This is a genomic window from Nocardia takedensis NBRC 100417 (assembly GCF_000308695.1).
GTDB lineage: Bacteria > Actinomycetota > Actinomycetes > Mycobacteriales > Mycobacteriaceae > Nocardia > Nocardia takedensis.
This window is the reverse complement of sequence record NZ_BAGG01000124.1, coordinates 31,009-49,494: the sequence shown is the minus strand read 5'-3', so window position 1 is coordinate 49,494 and position 18,486 is coordinate 31,009. Positions and strand designations below refer to the sequence as shown.

16 protein-coding genes are annotated in these 18,486 nt (G+C 69.0%); 7 read left to right on the top strand and 9 right to left on the bottom strand.

Annotated features, from left to right (window positions below):
• Positions 1-137 precede the first annotated feature (137 nt).
• Positions 138-746 (top strand): TetR/AcrR family transcriptional regulator, encoded by a 609-nt coding sequence (locus tag ON30_RS36415; RefSeq protein WP_051030035.1) that lies wholly within the window; start codon positions 138-140, stop codon positions 744-746.
• A gap of 161 nt (positions 747-907) precedes the next feature.
• On the opposite strand, the gene fadD5 is transcribed toward ON30_RS36415, so the two are convergent.
• Entirely contained in the window at positions 908-2,479 is a 1,572-nt protein-coding gene (fadD5, locus tag ON30_RS27145; RefSeq protein WP_040711542.1) for a fatty-acid--CoA ligase FadD5, read from the bottom strand.
• A gap of 381 nt (positions 2,480-2,860) precedes the next feature.
• Here fadD5 and ON30_RS27140 point away from each other — a divergent pair, with 381 nt between their 5' ends.
• Positions 2,861-3,838, top strand: a complete 978-nt coding sequence (locus tag ON30_RS27140) for an NAD(P)H-dependent flavin oxidoreductase (protein ID WP_174387582.1) — start codon at positions 2,861-2,863, stop codon at positions 3,836-3,838.
• A gap of 52 nt (positions 3,839-3,890) precedes the next feature.
• Here the strand turns inward: ON30_RS27140 and ON30_RS27135 are convergent, their stop codons facing one another.
• The 3 genes from ON30_RS27135 to ON30_RS27125 form a co-directional block, all read right to left on the bottom strand.
• On the bottom strand, positions 3,891-6,263 hold the full coding sequence (locus tag ON30_RS27135) for a flippase-like domain-containing protein (protein WP_040711540.1): 2,373 nt from the start codon (positions 6,261-6,263) through the stop codon (positions 3,891-3,893).
• Positions 6,264-6,486: 223 nt separating this feature from the next.
• Positions 6,487-7,260: an SDR family NAD(P)-dependent oxidoreductase gene (locus ON30_RS27130; protein ID WP_040711537.1), complete on the bottom strand. Its 774-nt coding sequence runs from the start codon at positions 7,258-7,260 to the stop codon at positions 6,487-6,489.
• The gene (locus ON30_RS27125; RefSeq protein WP_051030052.1) at positions 7,247-8,044 is read right to left on the bottom strand and encodes a 2OG-Fe(II) oxygenase; all 798 of its coding nucleotides are present in this window, start codon (positions 8,042-8,044) and stop codon (positions 7,247-7,249) included. The genes ON30_RS27130 and ON30_RS27125 overlap by 14 nt, the downstream gene beginning before the upstream one ends.
• A gap of 160 nt (positions 8,045-8,204) precedes the next feature.
• Between ON30_RS27125 and ON30_RS27120 the strand changes: the two genes are divergently transcribed.
• Genes ON30_RS27120 through ON30_RS27110 form a run of 3 tightly spaced genes read left to right on the top strand, consistent with a single transcriptional unit; the run spans position 8,205 to position 9,536 of the window.
• Positions 8,205-8,468 (top strand): FitA-like ribbon-helix-helix domain-containing protein, encoded by a 264-nt coding sequence (locus ON30_RS27120; RefSeq protein ID WP_245554239.1) that lies wholly within the window; start codon positions 8,205-8,207, stop codon positions 8,466-8,468.
• Complete coding sequence (locus ON30_RS27115; protein ID WP_040711529.1) at positions 8,465-8,884, top strand: PIN domain-containing protein; 420 nt, start codon at positions 8,465-8,467, stop codon at positions 8,882-8,884. Before ON30_RS27120 ends, ON30_RS27115 begins: the two co-directional genes overlap by 4 nt.
• 58 nt (positions 8,885-8,942) lie before the next feature.
• A complete protein-coding gene (locus ON30_RS27110; protein ID WP_040711526.1) occupies positions 8,943-9,536 on the top strand; it encodes a GDSL-type esterase/lipase family protein in 594 nt (197 codons plus the stop codon).
• 26 nt (positions 9,537-9,562) lie between these two features.
• On the opposite strand, the gene ON30_RS27105 is transcribed toward ON30_RS27110, so the two are convergent.
• A complete protein-coding gene (locus ON30_RS27105) occupies positions 9,563-11,089 on the bottom strand; it encodes an ABC1 kinase family protein (protein WP_083911702.1) in 1,527 nt (508 codons plus the stop codon).
• 128 nt (positions 11,090-11,217) lie between these two features.
• Here ON30_RS27105 and ON30_RS27100 point away from each other — a divergent pair, with 128 nt between their 5' ends.
• Positions 11,218-11,991, top strand: a complete 774-nt coding sequence (locus ON30_RS27100; protein WP_040711524.1) for a GntR family transcriptional regulator — start codon at positions 11,218-11,220, stop codon at positions 11,989-11,991.
• Positions 11,992-12,084: 93 nt separating this feature from the next.
• Positions 12,085-13,059 (top strand): DUF5996 family protein, encoded by a 975-nt coding sequence (locus tag ON30_RS27095; RefSeq protein ID WP_040711521.1) that lies wholly within the window; start codon positions 12,085-12,087, stop codon positions 13,057-13,059.
• A 2-nt stretch (positions 13,060-13,061) separates the two neighbouring features.
• Here the strand turns inward: ON30_RS27095 and ON30_RS27090 are convergent, their stop codons facing one another.
• The 4 genes from ON30_RS27090 to ON30_RS27075 form a co-directional block, all read right to left on the bottom strand.
• Positions 13,062-14,183 (bottom strand): nitronate monooxygenase, encoded by a 1,122-nt coding sequence (locus tag ON30_RS27090; RefSeq protein ID WP_040711518.1) that lies wholly within the window; start codon positions 14,181-14,183, stop codon positions 13,062-13,064.
• Positions 14,184-14,436: 253 nt separating this feature from the next.
• Positions 14,437-15,792 carry a WS/DGAT/MGAT family O-acyltransferase gene (locus ON30_RS27085; protein ID WP_040711515.1) on the bottom strand — a complete coding sequence of 452 codons (1,356 nt, stop codon included), beginning with the start codon at positions 15,790-15,792 and terminating at the stop codon, positions 14,437-14,439.
• 119 nt (positions 15,793-15,911) lie between these two features.
• Positions 15,912-16,526 (bottom strand): class I SAM-dependent methyltransferase, encoded by a 615-nt coding sequence (locus tag ON30_RS27080; RefSeq protein ID WP_245554238.1) that lies wholly within the window; start codon positions 16,524-16,526, stop codon positions 15,912-15,914.
• A gap of 90 nt (positions 16,527-16,616) precedes the next feature.
• Positions 16,617-18,365 carry a cutinase family protein gene (locus tag ON30_RS27075; RefSeq protein WP_040711513.1) on the bottom strand — a complete coding sequence of 583 codons (1,749 nt, stop codon included), beginning with the start codon at positions 18,363-18,365 and terminating at the stop codon, positions 16,617-16,619.
• Positions 18,366-18,486: the final 121 nt, after the last annotated feature.

Here is an 18,486-nt window from a genome sequence, read left to right as displayed (position 1 = left end):
CACCGGCTCGACCAGGTGCGAAGTGCGGGCGACCCCGACCCGTCGGCGGTTTCCGCGCGCTTCGCCGGAGGACCCATGCGCACACCGATTTCCCGCCCGACCGACCGCCGCTCGAGTTCCGTCGCCGGGCGCGGCCGATGAACCGCGACACCGATCGCCGCGTCCGGCGCACCCGGAACCTGCTGAACCGGGCGCTGATCGAACTCATGCTCGAGCGCGGCTACGACCGTATCTCGGTCGCCGACATCTTGGAACGCGCCGATATCGGCCGCTCCACCTTCTACGCCCATTTCCGCGACAAGGACGATCTGCTGCTGGTCAGCAGCACCGAATACCTGCGCGCCACGTTCACCGCCGCCCGGCCCGACCCGGACGACCCGGCGGCGCCGTCGATCGACGAACCGCTGGCCCCGGTGTACACGCTGTTCGGCACCGCCGCGCAGAACCCGCAGGTCTACCGCGCGCTGCTGGGCGCGAAGGCCAACGCGGTGCTGTTGCGCGCGACGCGCGGCATGGTGGCCAAGATCCTGGCCGAACGGTTGACCGTCACCTTCGACGTGGACGAGCGGGAATTGGCCGCCCCCTTGACCTTCCTGTCCTGGGGCATCGTCGGACTGCTCGGCATGATCGTCGACGCGGACCCGCCGTTGACCGCCGCCGACGCCTATCGCCGTCTGGAGGATCTGGTCGCCCCCGGCCTGGAGAAGTCGCTGCACGGCCGCGACCGCGCCGAATCCCTCGGCTGAGCGGTCCGCGATCAGGACTTCGAAAAGACTGCGGCGCGGATACGTCGATCCGAACGTATCCGCGCCGCCCCCGTTACCCGCCTCCCGCGACCCAGTTCACGAGGAGGGGGTGCTCATCAGGACGAGTAGTCCTGTCCGTCAGGACGAGTAGTCCCGGTCCGTCAGGACGAGTAGTCCTTGCGCAACTGCACCTTGACGACCTTGCCGCTGGCGTTGCGCGGCAGTTCGGCGACCAGCACCAGATCCTTCGGGTGCTTGTAGCGGGCCAGGTTCTCGTTGAGGAACGGTTCGAGATCGGCGATCGTCAGTTCGTCGTCCGGGTTGTGCAGCGCGATGATGGCCACCGGGACCTCGCCCCACTTCTCGTGCGACCGGCCGATGACCGCGGCCTCGCGGATCTTCGGGTGGGCGAACAGGACGTTCTCGACCTCGGCGCAGTAGATGTTCTCGCCGCCGGAGATGATCATGTCCTTCTTGCGGTCCACGACGTAGATGAAGCCCTCCTCGTCCTGGCGCACCAGGTCACCGGAGTGGAACCAGCCGCCCGCGAACGCCTCGGCGGTCGCTTCCGGCTTGTTCCAGTAGCCCTGCATCATGGTCGGGCCGCGGTAGACGATCTCGCCGATCTCGCCGGGCGCGACGTCGTTCATCTCGTCGTCGACGATGCGGGACTGGATGGTCGGGATGGGCTTGCCGACCGAGCCGATCTTGCGGATCGCGTCCTTGCCCTCGAGCACGCAGGTGATCGGCGACATCTCGGTCTGGCCGAACACCGCGACGTTGAACGCGGTCGGGAAGCAGTCGGCCATCGCCTCGAGCACGGTGGTGGAGGCGGGCGCGGCGCCCCAGCTCAGCGCCTCGAGCGCCAGCTTGCGCTCCTTGACGGTGGGCTCGGCGCAGATCAGCTGCCACTGCGCGGGCACGCAGAAGGCGGTGGTGGCCTGTTCGGCTTCGAGCGCGTCGAGGAATTCGGTGGCGTCGAAGGCGCCCAGCGGGTGCAGCACGGTCTTGGTGCCCAGCACCCAGGCCGGGGTGAGGCTGCCGATGCCCGCGATGTGGAACAGCGGCGAGGTCAGGAAGGCGACCGCGTTCGACTCGAGGGCCAGCGCGCGGATACAGGTCAGCGCCTGGGCGTTCATGTTGGCGTGCGACAGGATCGCGCCCTTCGGGCTGCCGGTGGTGCCCGAGGTGTACATGATCAGCGAGGGGGTGTCCTCGGGGATGTCGAGCGGGGTGTGCGCTTCCCCCTCCTCGGCCAGGAAGTCCTCGAAGCCGATGGCGCCGTCGGCGGACGTGCCGCCGATGACGATCAGGGTGTCGAGGTCGGGGGCCTGCGCCTTGACCGCGGCGGCCAGCGGCTGGAGCATCGTGTCGGTGACGATGGCCTTGGCCCCGCTGTCGCTGACGATGTAGGCGACCTCGGGCGGGGTGAGCCGGAAGTTCACCGGGACGGCGATCGCGCCGAGTGCGGTGATGCCGAAGACGGCTTCCAGGTATTCGGGGTAGTTCAGCGCGAGGATCAGCACGCGGTCGCCGAAGCCGACGCCGCGGCGCGACAGGCCGTCGGCGAATTTCAGCGAGCGGTCGTTGAGCTGCCGCCACGTGGTGTCCTGCCCACGGAACCGGAGGGCGACTTCGTCCGGACGCACCTGGGCGTGTGTCGCGATCTGGTTGTTCCAGTGGTTGCGCCGAGACCGGAGCGGTTCGTCGAGCGCATGTGCACCAGTGGTCATGCCACAAACTCCTTGGCTGTGCTGGTCCGCGCGAACTGCGAGCAGTCGCGAGAGGGTGCTTGACACCGGTGTGCGGTGTGATCCGACCACGGTGACGGGGTTAACTGAGACGAGAATAACAACTAACTTAAACCACCGGCAAGGGATGCCGAGATGAATGGGCGTTAATCGTCTCTTTGGTGCGTTTGACGAGCCGAATGCCCGTCGATCTGGTGATATGCGCACAGTTCGACCCGTTCGACCGGGGTTACCGGAGCGTTCAGGTTCGCCGAATGTGCGAATCCCGGCTTACTTACGCTTGTATGCGGGTCCATCCTCGTGACACGATCGACCCGGCACAGGGCGGGACGACGCGCCCGCGCGGAATAGAGGAGTGGCGCGATGCTGCGTACCAAGTTCACCGAGACCTTCGGGGTCGAGCACCCGATCGTGCAGGGCGGCATGATGTGGGTCGGTCGCGCGGAGCTCGTCGCGGCCGTCGCCAACGCGGGCGGCCTCGGGTTCATCACGGCGCTGACCCAGCCGACCCCCGACGACCTGCGCAAGGAGATCGCGCGCACCCGGGAGCTCACCGACAAGCCCTTCGGCGTCAACGTGACGATCCTGCCGTCGATCAACCCGCCGCCGTACGCCGAATACGCGCAGGCGATCGTCGAGAGCGGCATCAAGATCGTCGAGACCGCCGGCTCCAACCCGGAACCGTTCCTGCCCGCCTACCACGCGGCAGGCATCAAGGTGCTGCACAAGTGCACCAGCGTCCGGCACGCGCTCAAGGCGCAGCGGATCGGCGTCGACGGCGTCTCCATCGACGGCTTCGAATGCGCGGGCCACCCCGGCGAGGACGACATCCCGGGCCTGATCCTGATCCCGGCCGCCGCGCGCGTGCTCGACATCCCGATGATCGCCTCCGGCGGCATCGCCGACGCGCAGGGCCTGGTGGCCGCGCTGGCGCTGGGCGCGGACGGCGTCAACATGGGCACCCGCTTCCTGTGCACCCAGGAGTCCTCGATCGCGCAGCAGGTCAAGGAACAGATCGTGGCCAACAGCGAACTGGACACCCAGCTGATCTTCCGCACGATGGGCAACACCGCGCGGGTGGCCGACAACGAGATCAGCCGCAAGGTGGTCGAGATCGAGAAGGCCGGCGGCAAATTCGAGGACGTGCGCGAACTGGTCGCGGGCGCCCGCGGCCGCCGGGTGTTCGAGGAAGGCGATCTCGACGCGGGCATCTGGACCGCCGGTCTGGCCCAGGGCCTGATCCACGACATCCCGACCTGCGCCGACCTGATCGAGCGCATGGTGCGCGAGGCCGAGGACCTGATCCGTACCCGGCTCGCCGAGACCGTCGTGGTCGGCTGATCCCTACCCTCGAGAACCCCGGGCGGCGACGCGGCCCGGGGTTCTCGCGTTCTCAGATCATGTTGCGCTCGGTCATCCAGCGCATCGTGAACCACCCGCAGAACACCGGCAGCCAGCAGGTCAGCACGCGATAGAGCAGGACCGAGGGCACCGCCACCGCCGCGGGCACGCCGAAGGCGGCCAGACCGCCGATCAGCGCCGCCTCCACCGCGCCGACGCCGCCCGGTGTCGGCGCGGCCGAGGCCAGCGTGCCGCCGATCATCGTGACGATCGTGACCGTCACGAAAGTCGTTCCGCCCCCGAACGCCTCGACGCTGGCCCACAGCGCGCCCGCCTGCCCCAGGGTGATCGCCGCGCATCCGAGCACGATCGTGGCGAAGCGTTTCGGGTCGCGCGCCAACTGACCCAGTTCGCCCAGCACTTCCTGGAGTTGCGGGCGCACCGAGGTGTTCAGCCAGCGACGCAGTTTCGGCACGAACATGAACGTGCCGATGATGCCCACCGCGACACCGACCGCCAGGTAGATGATCATCGCGTCCGGCACGAAATGCGACAGATCCGCCGAAGTGCCCGCCACGATGCTGAACAGCACCAGCAGGCTCAGGTGCGTGCTGATCTGCACCGCCTGTTGCAGCGCCACCGCGGCGGTCGCGCGCACCGCGCCCAACCCGCCCTTCTGGAGGAACCGCACGCTCAACGCCAGACCGCCGACCCGCGCGGGCGTCGTCGTCGCGGCGAAGGTGTTGGCGATCTGCATGATCACCAGGTTCTTGAAACTCACCAACCCCGACGCGCACGCCCACAGCGCCGCCGCCGCGCCCACGTAGGTCAGCGCCGAGACCGCGAGCCCCAGCAGCGCCCACCACCAGTTGGCCGTCCTGAGCTGGGTGAAGAACGTCGGTACCGCGCTGATGAACGGGTAGGCGACGTAGACCAGGCCGATCAGCAGCACCAACTGGATGATCTGGTTGCGGCTGAACCGGGTGATCTGATCGGCCTCGATGCGGTCCTGCCCCGTCTGCTTGCGCACCTCCTCGCGCGCCTGCGACACCTTCGAACCCCACTCCGGCACCGACTTGCGGATACCGCCCGGCATCGCCGATTTCGTCAGCCGCCGCGAAGCCAGCAGGATCGCCTGCTCGCCGAGCGCCTCGATCGCCGCGCGCACCGCGGTCTCCTTGCCGAAGATCGCCGTCGTCGCCACCAGCAACTGGGCGATGTCGGACTGGATCTGGGTGTCGGAGGGCCCGAACTCGGCGCTGCCGAATCCGGCGAACAAGGTGCCGCCGTCCTCGATCCTGATCTCCGCCGGACGCAGGTCACCGTGCGAGATCTGGCCGCGGTGCAGCAGGTCCAACGCCGTCCAGACCCCCGGCAGCGCCGACTCGGCATGGTCGGACAACGGGGCGCCGCGCGGCGTGGTGTGCGCGTACAGCATCCAGCCGCGATCCAGCGCCGCCACCCCGACCGCCGTCTGCGCGGCCAGCCCCAGATCGTCGGCGGCGATCGTCATCAGCGCCCGGTGCTCGACCGCGCGATGCATCGACCCGTGCAGCGCCGCCGTCTCGCTGCTGCGGAAGGTCAACCAGCGCCACAGCATCCGCAGCGCGCCCCAACTGCGCTGGTTCTTGCCGTACAACTCGATCATCAACTCGTGGTCGGCGCCCTCGACCGCCGCGGCCAACGTCAGCGGGGCCGGACCGGCCGGGCGCACCACCGTCAACGCGGTCACGGTGTGCCCGCGCCGCGCCAGCATCCGCACCGCCGCGTCCAACGGCACCTCCAGCGCGGGCGTGCCCACCACCCAGACGATGACCGCGCCGACCAGCCACCCCACCGCCAGGCCGAACATCGCCCGCGCCGGGACGACGGTGCTGACCACCAAGTGCATGGGCGCGAACGCCAACAGCAGGAACCACAGCCAGCGCCGGGGTCGTGTCGGCAGCCACGGACTCGACACCGTCAGCACCGCCGCCAACATCGCGATCCAGCGCGGATCGTCGAGGAACTGCGACAGGAAGGTGTCCAGCCGATCGGGCACCTGGAGGTGCCATCTCGGCGCGGACAGTCCGGTGCCGGTGATCGAGAGCAGCAGTCCGGCCACCAGACCCGCCGCCGCGTACCCGGCCAGCAGCTTCCACTGCCTGCCGATGATCAGTTCGACCAGGATCGCGAACGGCAGGATCAGGATCGCGATGCCGTAGATCAGATAGACCAGATTCGACTGGTCCGGGGTGAGGAAGCCGACGATGTCGGAGACCGACCGCTCCAGGGCCAGCCACTCCGGCCGGGTGATCACCGAGGCGGCGATGACGACGGCCAACCACAGCGCCGCGAGCACGACACGGACGATGTCAGTGGTCCGCCGGATCAGCGGTTGTAGCAGGCTGCCCGTGACCGGGATGTCCCGCCCGTCGACTCGCATGTCGTATCGGCACTTTCGGATCGAGTTGGCGCTACGCCGTCCACCGCGCAGAGCGTGAGTATGCAGCAGGTTTCCGGACCCGATCGACACTGACACGCCGCGGCGGTTCGACCTCGCGCGCTGCCGCCCGGGCGCTGATCAGCCTGCCAGAGACCCTGTCGACATCCCTGAGCGGGAGGGTACCGGCACGGCCGTACCCGTTCTGATCAGCGCCTTCGCCGCCTCACGGCGTGGAAAGCGCGTGCCGCCCCCGCTGCTCGTTCGCCGCGTCCACCGCGAACACCGACCCCGACATCGCCCCGCGATCCAGTTCCAGGATCGAGCGCACCACCGTCTCGGTGGGAACCACCTGCGGGAACGCGGTCGGCGCGATCGCGTTGACGCGCACACCGAATTCGGCGAACTCGGCCGCGAGATTCCTGGTCAACTGGTTCAACGCCGCCTTGGACGCCGCGTAGAGCGTCTGCCCGCCCGGATACACCGTCGACCCCGACAGGCTCGACACGTTCACGACCCCGCGGTTGCGCGCGCGGTTGGTCACGTCGTCGTGCAGCCAGCAACGCTGCGCCAAGCGGGTCGCCAGTCGCAGCGGCACCGCCACGTTGGTGGTGAACGTGCGCTCGAAATCGTCGAGGGCCGCGTCACCGTCGACCACGCCCATCGGGAACATCCGCAGGTGCGCCGCGTTGTTGACCAGCAGGTCGACCCCGCCGAAGCGGGCCAACGCCAGATCCACCACCCGCTCCACCGCGCCCGGCTCGGCGAGATCGGCCTCGATGAGGTGGACCCGCGACCCGTTCTCCGGGACCGCGCCGTCCGGATCGAACGGATCGATGAACCATTCGTGCTGTGACGGCACCGCCGGGACACGCCCGCGATGCACCGCGACGATGTCGTAGTCGAGGTGGGCGGCGCGGCAGAACGCGTCGCCGAGCAGACCGCCCGCCCCGGTGATCAGGCAGACCCGGCGCGCCCCCTGACGTTCACCACTGGACAATGTTGTCTCCTCCCCACCGCAGGACCGCTTCGTTCTTCGGCCGGTGCAGCCACATGACCACGCTGTTGCGTTCGGCGGTGTTGCCGCCCGCGAAGGTGTGCCAGGATCGCGGCGTGCACTCGAAGATCACCATCGAGTTGTCCAGCGGCGGCACCAGCAGCGCGGGATACGGTGTGGGACCGGCGATATCGGCGTAGAGCGCCGTCTCGCCGCCGTCGCCCGGCCGCCATCCCGGATTGCCCAGGTAGAACATGACCGCCACCGCGCGCACCAGCTCCCGCGCGCGCACCTCCGGGCTGATCGGCCCGGATTTCAGCGCGACCCGCGGATCGGGCAGGCGTATCTCGTCCGGCCCCGGCTCGGGACCGCCGAACCAGGCCGGGGTGAGATCGTGGTGCGGCCACCCACCGGGCGACCCCGGCGGATGGTTGTGCACCGACCCCTCGACGTCACCGGTGGCCGCGATCCCCGTGACCCCCGCGACGAGGTCGTGCCATTCCCGCGTGGTGAACAGCGCCAACGGCCCGTCGCGCACCTCGGCCAACGTCATCCCGGTGGCGCTGTAGTTCACCGCCGTGGCCCGGAATTCCGTACCGCGCTCCCGCCGGATCCGCGTGTACTCCTCGGCGAGCCGCTCGTAGAACTCGGCCGCGAACACGTCACGCGCGTAGATGTGCGGAAACGGCCGCGTGCGCCGTATCCACCGCCGATGCGCGAACAACTCCGTGAACCACGCGGGCTGCGCCCGCCCCCGAACTCCCCCCGCCACCCCAGCTCCCGTCATCTCGACTCCCTCCCGGAACACCCTCGCGATCCTATTGACTCCCGCCCCCGTAATCGACCCCGGTCCGCGAGCACCCCCGCCCCATTCCTCCTGGCCTCCGATAACCATCGAGTGCTAGCATCGTGGCCTAAGTGCTTGCATCGATGGCAGACTGGATCAGGTGACAGCAGTGGCGAACGTGACCATCCGCAACCTCCCCGACGAGGTACACCGCGCCGTCAAGATGCGCGCCGCCGCGCGCGGTCGGAGCGCGGAAGCCGAACTGCGAGCGATCATCACCGAGGCCGTACTGCCCGAGGACCGGGTCAAACTCGGCTCGTTGCTCGCCGAGGTCGGCCGCGAGATCGAGGTGACCGACGAGGAATACGCCGCCCTCACCGCCAGGGACGACGAACCCGCCGCACCGCTGGATCTCGACCGGTGATCATCCTCGACACCAATGTCATCAGCGAACCGCTCCGCAAGGCTCCGGACAGTCGGGTCGTGGAGTGGATCGACGCGCAGGACGTGCGGACCCTGTACCTGAGCGCCGTCACGGTCGGTGAACTGCGATTCGGCGCGGCGGTCCTACCCGCCGGGCAACGCCGTGATCTGCTCACCCGTCAACTGGAGACCAGGGTCCTGCCGCTGTTCGACGGTCGCGTCCTGCCCTACGACAGCGGTGCCGCGGCGGCATACGCCCGCCTCATGGCCGCGGCCCGTCTCGCCGGGGCGGCGCTCGGTGTCGCCGACGCCATGATCGCGGCGATCGCCGCGGCGGCGGATATGGCCGTCGCCACCCGCGACACCGGGCCGTTCGAGGCGGCGGGCGTGTCCGTCATCGATCCCTGGGCGGACTGAGTCAACCGGTCGGAAGGCCCGTCCCCCATGGGTGTTCGGGACGGGGCAGGATATTCGCGTGGCTCGTGATCTGCGTATCTGCTGTGTCGGGGATTCCTATGTCGCCGGTGTGGGTGATCCCGAATTCCTGGGGTGGGTGGGGCGACTCGCGGTGGACTCGGTCGAGTTCGCGCCGACCCTCTACAACCTGGGGGTGCGGCGGCAGACGTCGGTGGATATCGGGGCGCGGTGGTTGGGGGAGTGCGAGCAGCGGTTGCCCGCGGGGTGTGACGGGCGGGTGGTGCTGTCGTTCGGCGTCAACGACGCGACGGCGCTCGGCGGGCGGGAGCGGGTGCGTCCCGACGTCTCGGCGGCGATGCTGGCGATGATGCTGGAGCGGGCCGCCGAATACGAGTGGTCGGTGCTGGTGGTGTCGCCGCCGCCGGTCGCCGATCCCGAGCACGCCGACCGGGTCGCCGCGCTCGACGACCGGTTCGCCGAGGTGTGCGCGGACGCGCGCGTGCGCTACGTGCGGGTGCACCGGGCGCTGCGGGAGAGTCCGGTGTGGATGCGCGAGGTGGCGGCGGGCGACGGCGCGCATCCCGGTGCTGCGGGCTACGGTTTGATGGCGACGCTGGTCGCCCCGCATTGGCGGGACTGGCTGGCTGGCTGACACGCCGACACGAACTGTCTGGGACGTTACCGGCGGGTACGGTCTGGACCTGCGGTGACAGCGCCCGAAGAGGCCCGCCGCTCCCGAGCCGCCGCCAGATCCACCGGCCCGCTCGCGCGCTGATCCACCCGGTCGAACACCTCGGCCAGGGCGGGGATCGAGCGCACCACCTCGTCGCGGTAGGCGCCCTCGGTCTCCAACTGCGCCAACGCGCCGATCAACGTCAGCGAGGACCGCGCGAACGGGACGAAATAGGCGGGAATCGTGCATTCGCGCGCCACATTCGACAGTTTCGGCCTGGTCGCGCGCACCACCTGCCTGCGCAGCCACGGCGAGGACATGCGGAAGGTGGGGTGCCGCAGCGGTTCACCGCACGGCAGCATCGCCTTGAACAGCGCGTCCACATCGAACACCCGCCCGGCCTGGACGAATCCGTGCCGCCGGGTGGCCTCGGCCAACTCCGACGGCCCGCCCTCGAAGATGGCCCGGCAGTAGTCGACCGCCAGATCCTCGAAACCTTCCGGCGGCCACACGCAGCACGCGCCGAAGTCGACCACGCCGAGTCTGCCGTCGGGCAGCACCCGGAAATTGCCGGGGTGCGGATCGCCGTAGAGCAGGGTGGTGCGCGCGCACCCGTCGAGTACGAAACGCACCATCCGCATGCCCGCGCGGTCGCGTTCCCGCTGGGTGCCGGTGGTGACCAGGCGCGAGAGCGGGACGCCGTCGAGCCATTCGGTGATCAGCACGTCCCCGTATTGTTCGACCACGTCGGGGACCCGGAAGTCCGGGTCGTCGGCGAACGCGGCGGCGAACGCGCGCTGGTAGCGCGCCTCGACGGCGTAGTCGAGTTCCTCGAGCAGGCACGCGCAGATCGCCTCGGTGACGGCCTTGACGTCGGCGCCCGGCACGAACACTCCCGCGAAGGTGGACAGCCTGCGCAACTGCGCGAGATCGCCCTGCACCGATTCGCGGGCCCCCGGGTACATGATCTTGACCGCGACCTCGCGCCCGTCGTGCCACACCGCCCGGTGCACCTGCCCGAGCGAGGCGGCCGCGGCGCGCCGGTCGTCGAACTCGCGGAAGCGCGTGCGCCAGTGCGGGCCGAGGTGAGCGGCCATCGTCGCGCGCACGGTGGCGGGCAGCATGGCGGGCGCGGAGTCCTGGAGTTCGCTCAGCGCGATCTTGTAGGGCTCGGACAGTTCCGGCGGCAGCGCGAGTTCGTAGATGGCCAGCAGTTGGCCGAGTTTGGTGGCGCAACCCTTCAGTTCGCCGAGGACCTCGAAGATGTGGCGCGCGGTGCGCGTGCGGATGTCGCGATCGATCTCGGCGGGTGAGTGGCCGAGCGCGCGCCGTCCGAAGCCGAGCGCGCGGCGGCCCGCGAAGGCGACGGGCAGCGCGGCGAGTTTGGCGTTGCGCACCGCGGTCCGCACCGGTGGGGTGCCGCCGGCGCCGAGTTCGGGAACGCGCGTGCCCAGGTCGGTCGATTCCGCGTCCCGGCGGTCGATTCCCCGCTGATCCGCGTCCCGGCGGTCGAATCCGCGTTGAATGGTCATGAATCACCTCACACTGTGCGCAGAACAGTGTTACACAGGTGCGGTCGCCCGAACCGCGGCCTAGACTGTCTGGGACGTAGCTGAGACGAGTTGTCACGGGCACCAGAGGACGAAAGGGTGGCATCGCGATGGGATCCCACACGGTAGTCGCCGACGTCGCCGACGAACTGGCGCGCCGGGTTGCCGCAGGGGAGTATCAGCCGGGGCAGTTGATGCCCTCGGTGCGCCAGGTCGCCGAGGAATTCGAGATGAACCGGGCCACCGCGCAGCTGACCCTGGGTCGGCTGGAGTCCTACGGCTTCGTCGAGGCCCGCCGCGGCAAGGGGTTCACCATCCGCGACGTGCGCGAGGCGGGCGGCATCGACGTGTACCGGCATCTGTTCCGGTTCTCGATCCCCATGCCCGAGGTCGCGATCGAGATGTTCCGCGACGTGGTCGAGGTCGAGCGCGGCATCGTGATGGGCGCGCTGCTCGGCTACACCGAATCCGAGCAGGACATCGATCCGGCCGAGTTGAAGACCGCCATCGACGAACTCGAAGCCCTTGCCCGTCAGGAGGTTCCGGATCTGCGCCGGATCCTGGCGATCGAGGTGGAGTTGGTGCGCCGACTGCTCACCTCGCTCGGGCTCAGCATGCAGCGGGCAATCTTCAATTCCATCGGGGAGATGGTGTTGGAGGTGCCCGAGGCGGTCGAGGCGTTCTTCGCGGGCGCGGCGGATCTGCACGTGCTCGTCTGGCGCGCGCTGGTGGCGGTGTGGGAGTCGGGCTCGGGTCCGTCGCAGGCGCAGTTGGCGCTGTTCGACGACCTGTTCGTGATGTACCACGACAAGGTGGTCGCGAAGTTCGAGGATCAGCTCGGCGCGGTCGAGCAGGCCGAGGGCGCGCACGCCGCCACGGCGTGACGCCTCCGTTGTCTCAGACGAATCGGTCCCGGTCGATCCGCGATTGCGGCTAACTTCCAGCATACGGCCGGGGTGGTCCGTACCGTAGCGGTCATGACCGACTCCGCCGAGGCACTGCCCGCCCTGCCCTACGAGTCGTGGCGTCCCACCAAGGAGACGCTGCACCGGTTCACCCAGGTCGTCGGCAAGATCGCGCTGGCCGAGGGCATCCGCCGCAACCACTGGTGGCACATCACCTACCGCCTCACCGCGCGCGGTCTGACCACCGTGCCGCTGGGGCGTTCCGCCAACGGCCCGGTGTTCACCTGCGCGTTCGACTTCTTCGACCACGTGCTGCGCCTGGCCGACGACCGCGGTGTCGAGGTCGAGATCGACCTGCCGAACCGGTCGGTCGCCGAATTCCATCGCGAGGTGATGAGCGGTCTGGCCGATCTGGGCGTCGAGGTCCTCGTGCCGCATCCGCACCCGTTCGACCTGCCCGACGCCGCCCGGCCGTTCGCCGAGGACACCGAGCACGCCGACTACGATCCGGACAAGGCGCGCAACGCTTTTCAGGCTCTCAGTCGGGTCGGCCGGATCATGGAGGAGTTCACCGCGACGTACTCCGGCAAGGTCAGTCCGGTCCAGTTCTTCTGGCACACCTTCGATCTCGCGGTCCAACGGTTCTCCGACCGGCGCGTGGAGATGCCCGCCTCGGTGGATTCGGTGACCCGCGAGGCGTATTCGCGCGAGGAGGTCAGTTCGGGGTTCTGGTTCGGCGACGAGAAAGTGCCCGAGCCGACGTTCTATTCCTACGTCGCCCCCGAACCCGACGGACTCGCCGGCTGTCCGCTGCCCGCCGGCGCGCGGTGGGTGGACGCGGGGTCGGGTCATTCGGCCTACTTCGCCTACGACGCCGCGCGCCGCACCGACGACCCCGTCGGTGCGGCGCTGGCGTTCTATCAGGCGGTGTACGCGCGCGGTTCGGAGTTGGCGGGGTGGGATGCCGCCCGACTGGCGTGCTGGGGCGGCATCACCGATCCGGTCCTGGAACGCGAGCATCCGCGCTGGCCGGAATGGCCCGCCTGACTCTAGCCCTCGTTGAGCTTGTTGAGTCGCTCGCAGGCTTCCACGTACTCCCCGATGAGCCGCGCGATGACGTCGGCGGAGCGCTCGACCTTGTTCATCATGCCGACGACCTGGCCGACCGGGTTGAAGTTGACGTCCTTGGCGGCCTCCGGGTACCGGTGGCCGCGCTTGACGCCGTCGAGGGCGACCATCATCTGCAACGGCATGGGCAGCGGCTTGGGGTTGTCCGGGTTCTCCCAGGCGTCGGTCCAATCGTTGCGCAGCATGCGGGCCGGCTTGCCGGTCCAGGCGCGCGAGCGGATGGTGTCGTTGCTGGAGGCGTCGATGTAGGACTGCATCTGCGCGGGCGGCACGTTGGCCTCCTCGACGGTCAGCCAGATCGACCCGGTCCACGCGCCCGCGGCGCCCATCGCCATCGCGGCCGCGACCTGGCGGCCGTTGCCGATGCCGCCCGCGGCCAGCACCGGCAGGTCTCCGACGGCGTCGACGACCTGCGGCCACAGCACCAGCGAGCTGACCTCGCCGCAGTGCCCGCCGCCCTCGGTGCCCTGGCAGACCACGAAGTCCAGGCCCGCGTTCTTGTGGTTGAGCGCGTGCTTGACCGATCCGCACAGCGCGCCGATGAGGCGGCCGGAATCCTGGATCTGGGAGATGAATTCGGCGGGCGGGGTGCCCAGCGCGTTGGCGACCAGCTTGGCCTTGGGGTGGCGCAGGATCACCTCGATCTGCGGGGCGACGGTGGTCGCGGTCCAGCCGAGCAACTGGTTGTGGTGTTCGCCGTCGGGCAGCTTGGGGACGCCGTGGTCGGCCAGGATCTTCTCGGCGAAGTCGCGGTGTCCCTGCGGAACGAGTTCGGCCAGTTTGGCTTCCAGTTCCTCGGGGCTGAGTCCGTCGATGCCCTTGCCCTCGTACTTGGAGGGGATGACCAGGTCGACGCCGTACACGCCGGTGACGTGCTCGTCGAGCCAGGCGAGCTCGACCTCGAGCTGTTCGGCGGTGAAGCCGACCGCGCCGAGCACGCCGATTCCACCGGCGTTGCTGACCGCGGCCGCGACGTCGCGGCAGTGGGTGAAGGCGAAGATGGGGAATTCGATCCCCAGCCGGTCGCAGATTTCGGTACGCATCGGTGCTGGTCTCCCTTACTGGCTCCACGGTCGCGAACCGCGGACCGACAACGTTCTAGAACGAGTTTTCGTGCTCGCCACGCCGTGCTTGGTGCGATCGTGGCGAGCGGCTGCCCATATCGGTGGAATGACCCGCGTAACGCGGGTATCGCCATTGCGCGCCGGCGAGCCGTCCCATCGGTGGGTGCACCATATTGTGACAGTAACACGTTCTAGTTTTTGCGGAGAAGACCTTCGCCGAAGACCGTCGTGGTCACACCGTGTCGACCGCGGCCTCCAACTCGGCCAACGTGGCCTCCAGGTGCTCGAGCAGCACCTCCAGATCCGGCACACTGCTGCGGCAGGCGACCAGACCGAAATCCAACTGGTCGCCCACCGTCGTCACGGTGATGTTGGCCGCCTGACCGTCGATCGGCAGCGACATCGGATAGGCCGCGTCCAACCGCGCCCCACCCCAGAACAACGGCGTGCGCGGCCCTGGCACATTCGAGATGACGATGTTGAACGGCGGATCGGCCACCGCCGTCAACGCCGGCAGCAGCGACATCGCCACCGGACTCAACGTCAACGCCGACAACGCCATCGCCTGGGTGTTCGACAGCGACTGGTAGACCTCCTTGTTGCGCCCGGTCGACTCCCGGATCGCCGTCAACCGGGCCACCGGATCGGCCAGATCGGTGGCCAGATTGCACAGGATCGCGCAGACCTTGTTCCCGTCCGGCTCCTTGTCCTGCGCACCGCGCAGCGACATCGGCACCATCGCGATCAACGGCTTGTCCGGCAGCGCCTCGCGCTCGAGCAGGAACCGGCGCAACGCCCCCGACGACATCGCCAACACCACGTCGTTGACCGTCGCCCCGCTCGCCTTGCCCACCAGTTCCAGCCGCTCCAGCGGCCACGACCGGATCGCCGCGCGCCGCGCGCCCCCGATCGGGCCGTTGAGCAGCGTGCGCGGCGCGGCGAAAGGCAACGTCAACTGCTGGTGCAGCAGCGCCTCGGTGACCGTGCGCGTCAACGCGGGCACCGAGGTCGCCGCCGACCACAGATCGCGCATGAAACCCAGCCGCGACCCCGGCTCGGTCGACCGCCCGGTGCCGCGCGGCGGATTCCACGGCGTGCCGAGATGATCGTCGGCCGGGTCCTCCGACATCGCCTTGCGCAGCACCCGCTGCCCGGACACCCCGTCGATCAGCGCGTGGTGCATCTTCGTGTACATCGCGAAACGGCCGTCGGCCAAGCCCTCGATCAGATGCATCTCCCACAGCGGGCGATGCCGGTCCAGCAGGGTGCTGTGCAGGCGGGCGGCCAGTTCCAGCAGTTCGTACTCGCCCGCGGGCGCGGGCAGCGCTTCGTGGCGGACGTGATAGGCCAACTCCACCTCGTCATCGCGCGTCCAGGCCATCTGCGGCGCGCTCAACCAGGTCGCCGGGCGTTTGCGGAAAGTCGGATGGAATTCGTCGCGGGTCAACAGCCGCGCGTGGATGTCACGCAGGAAGTCCGGTCCGGCGCCCTCGGGCGGCTCGAACAGCATGAGCCCGCCCACGTGCATGGGATGTTCGCGGGATTCCGCTAACAGGAACAGGGCATCGATCGGTGACACGATTTCCATTGGTCGCCCCCTGAGGCGTCGTGGGTGTTCGGCGGTGGTCGACCGCGTTGTCGAGGGGCGCGCACGGGAGGCGAGACCAGCCCCGGTGGAAACTCCACCGGGGCTTCGGTATTCGGCGTTCAGTGCTCCTTGCGGAGCAACAGACAGGCCTGATCGAACCGTTCGTCGGGTTCCGGTCGGCGCACCATCCGGCACACCTCGACCAACCCTCGATCGCGACACAACTCGGCGAGCCTGCGCGGCGACCAACGGTGGGCGGGTGCGACCCGATGATCGAAAGCGTCCACGTCGATCGGTTCGTCGGTGGCCGGAAAAGCGAGCAGTGCGAGCCCTCGGGGACGGAGTACCCGCGCGAATTCGCTTAACACGCCCGTCACACGATCCGGCGGCAGATGGATCAGCGAATACCAGGCCAGCAGCCCGGCCAGCTCCCCGTCGGCGAAGTCGAGGGTCTCGAGCGTGCCCTCGCGGAAGGTCAGATCCGGGTGACGCTCCCGCGCCAGGGCCAGCAGGCCGGTCGAGGCGTCCATTCCCGTGATCGGCAGACCCCGATCGGCCAGATAGCGGGTGACACGGCCCTGACCGCAGCCCAGATCGGCCACCGGCCCCGGCTCCACGTACTCGGCGAACAGGTCGATCATCGGGCGCTCGAACGGCCGGGCGGCCAGCAGGTCGCGGACGTGGTCGTCGTAGAGCGCGGCGATGTCGTCGTAGGCGGCGGCGATGTCGTGCACCCTCGCCACCCTATCCGCACCCGCGCGGTCGACGGCCGAAATGCCGCGCGCCGCACCCCTTCCGAGGTGCGGCGCGCGGAATCGTTCCGGTCAGCGGGTGGTCGTCGGCGCTTCCGTCGAGGACTCGGCCGCGGTCGTGGTCGGCGGGATCACGGTGACCGGGGCGGAATGCTCGACCACCGAACTGCGTCCCGGCTGCGGCGACTGCGGGGCGGTCGACTCCGCTGTCACCGGTTCCGGCGTCACGGTCGTCGTCGGAGCCGTCGTGGTGCTCGGCGTGGTGCTCTCGGGAGTGGTGGTCGCAGGCGCGGAACCCGTCGTCGTCGGCGCGGTGGTCGACGGCGTCGTGGTCGCGGTCGAGGTGGCCGGAGCCGCGGACGTGGTGGTCGGCGTGGTCGACGGGGCAGCCGACTTCTTGGTGGTCGACTCGACCACCGCCTGCTGCACCGCGGCCATATCGCTCTGATTCGGCTTCGCGGCCTTGTCCACCGGCTCACCGGCCTGCGCCTGCTTCGCCAGATGCGTCAACCACGCCGCCGCGTATTCGGCCGAGGTCAGCGGCTTGCCGTTGCCCGCGTCCGCGTCCTCCCAGTAGTCGAAGTGATGACCGCTGTGATTCGGGCCCAGCGTCAGCTGATACGGATCGCTCATCACGACCGGGATCGTGTTCTGGTTCGTGACGATCAGCCCGATGATCTCGTTGAGCACCTTCTGCGGCAGGTAGGCCAGCGGCGACATCTCCTCGGTGTCGATCTTGTCCTGCTTCGCCACCGGCGTCACCACCTTGTTCGGGTCGTAGGCCGGGTCCGAGACCCGCAGCAGCACATCGAGGAACGTCTCGTCGCTCGCCATCCAATTGTCCTGCTTCTGGATGTCGGCGAACGCGAGCAGCGCGATCTTGCCCAACGTCACCGCGACGTCCTGACCGGTCGCGGGCGTCAACCCTTCCTTCTCCAACGCGTCGACGTTCAACTGCCTGCCGACGTTCACCACCAACTGCAACAGCGAGATGTTCTCCGGCGCCGCGCACGTCAGGTCACCGTCGGAGCAGAACGAGGCGATCTTGCCGTTCAGCGCGCCGAAATCGCCGCTGGTCCCCGGCAGCGCGCCCTGGCCCGCCGCCGTGTTCTTGCCGGTCTGATACTTCTGATCGAAATTGTCCGGATTGCCGTACGGGTTCTCCGCACCCGGGAACGGACCGTCGTCCAGGCCGCGACCCGCGTCCGCGAGGATCACCACGCCCACCACCTGGTCCGGGTCGACGATCCCGTACTTGCCGTCCGCGCCCTGCTCCTGATGGCCGACCTCCATCGCCACCCGGCGCACCACATCCGCGCCCTCGCTGTAGCCGACGATCGAGAACCGCGTATCGGGGCAAGCCTGCGCGATCTCACGCATGACCTGCCTGGTGTTGGCCACACCGGTGTTCACCGCGTCCTCGTAGGAGGCCATGTTCGCCGGGTAGGCGATATAGATCGCGGCATAGGCGTCCGGGCCGACCGCACCCGCGGGCGCGTTCACCACCGGATCCACCCACTCGCTGTTGTGGTCGCCCGCCATCGCCGCGGGCAGCGCGTTGCCGTTCGCGTCCACCAGCATCCGCGTGGTGCCCTCCACGGGCGTATCCCCGCGACCGGCCACCGAGATCGTGACCATATCCCGGCATTCGGTCACCGACGTCGTGAGCAGCGTCTCGTCGTTTCGGGGCGACGATGTCAGCGTCAACGAGGCGGCGACCAACGCCACCACCCCGAGCGCCGCCGGTGCGGCGACAGCCGAGGCCATCCGATGTCGTTCGAAGAAGGCCCGGGAGCGATCGAGATACCCACGCAATGCCATGCCCTAATCCCCAATTCTCGTGAAGTGCGCTGGAAGGACCAGGCCCCCCCGAAGGGCCATGTTCACCAGGAACGTCGCGGTACCAGCCCCGCGCGTTACGCGAATGCGACCCGTGACACTT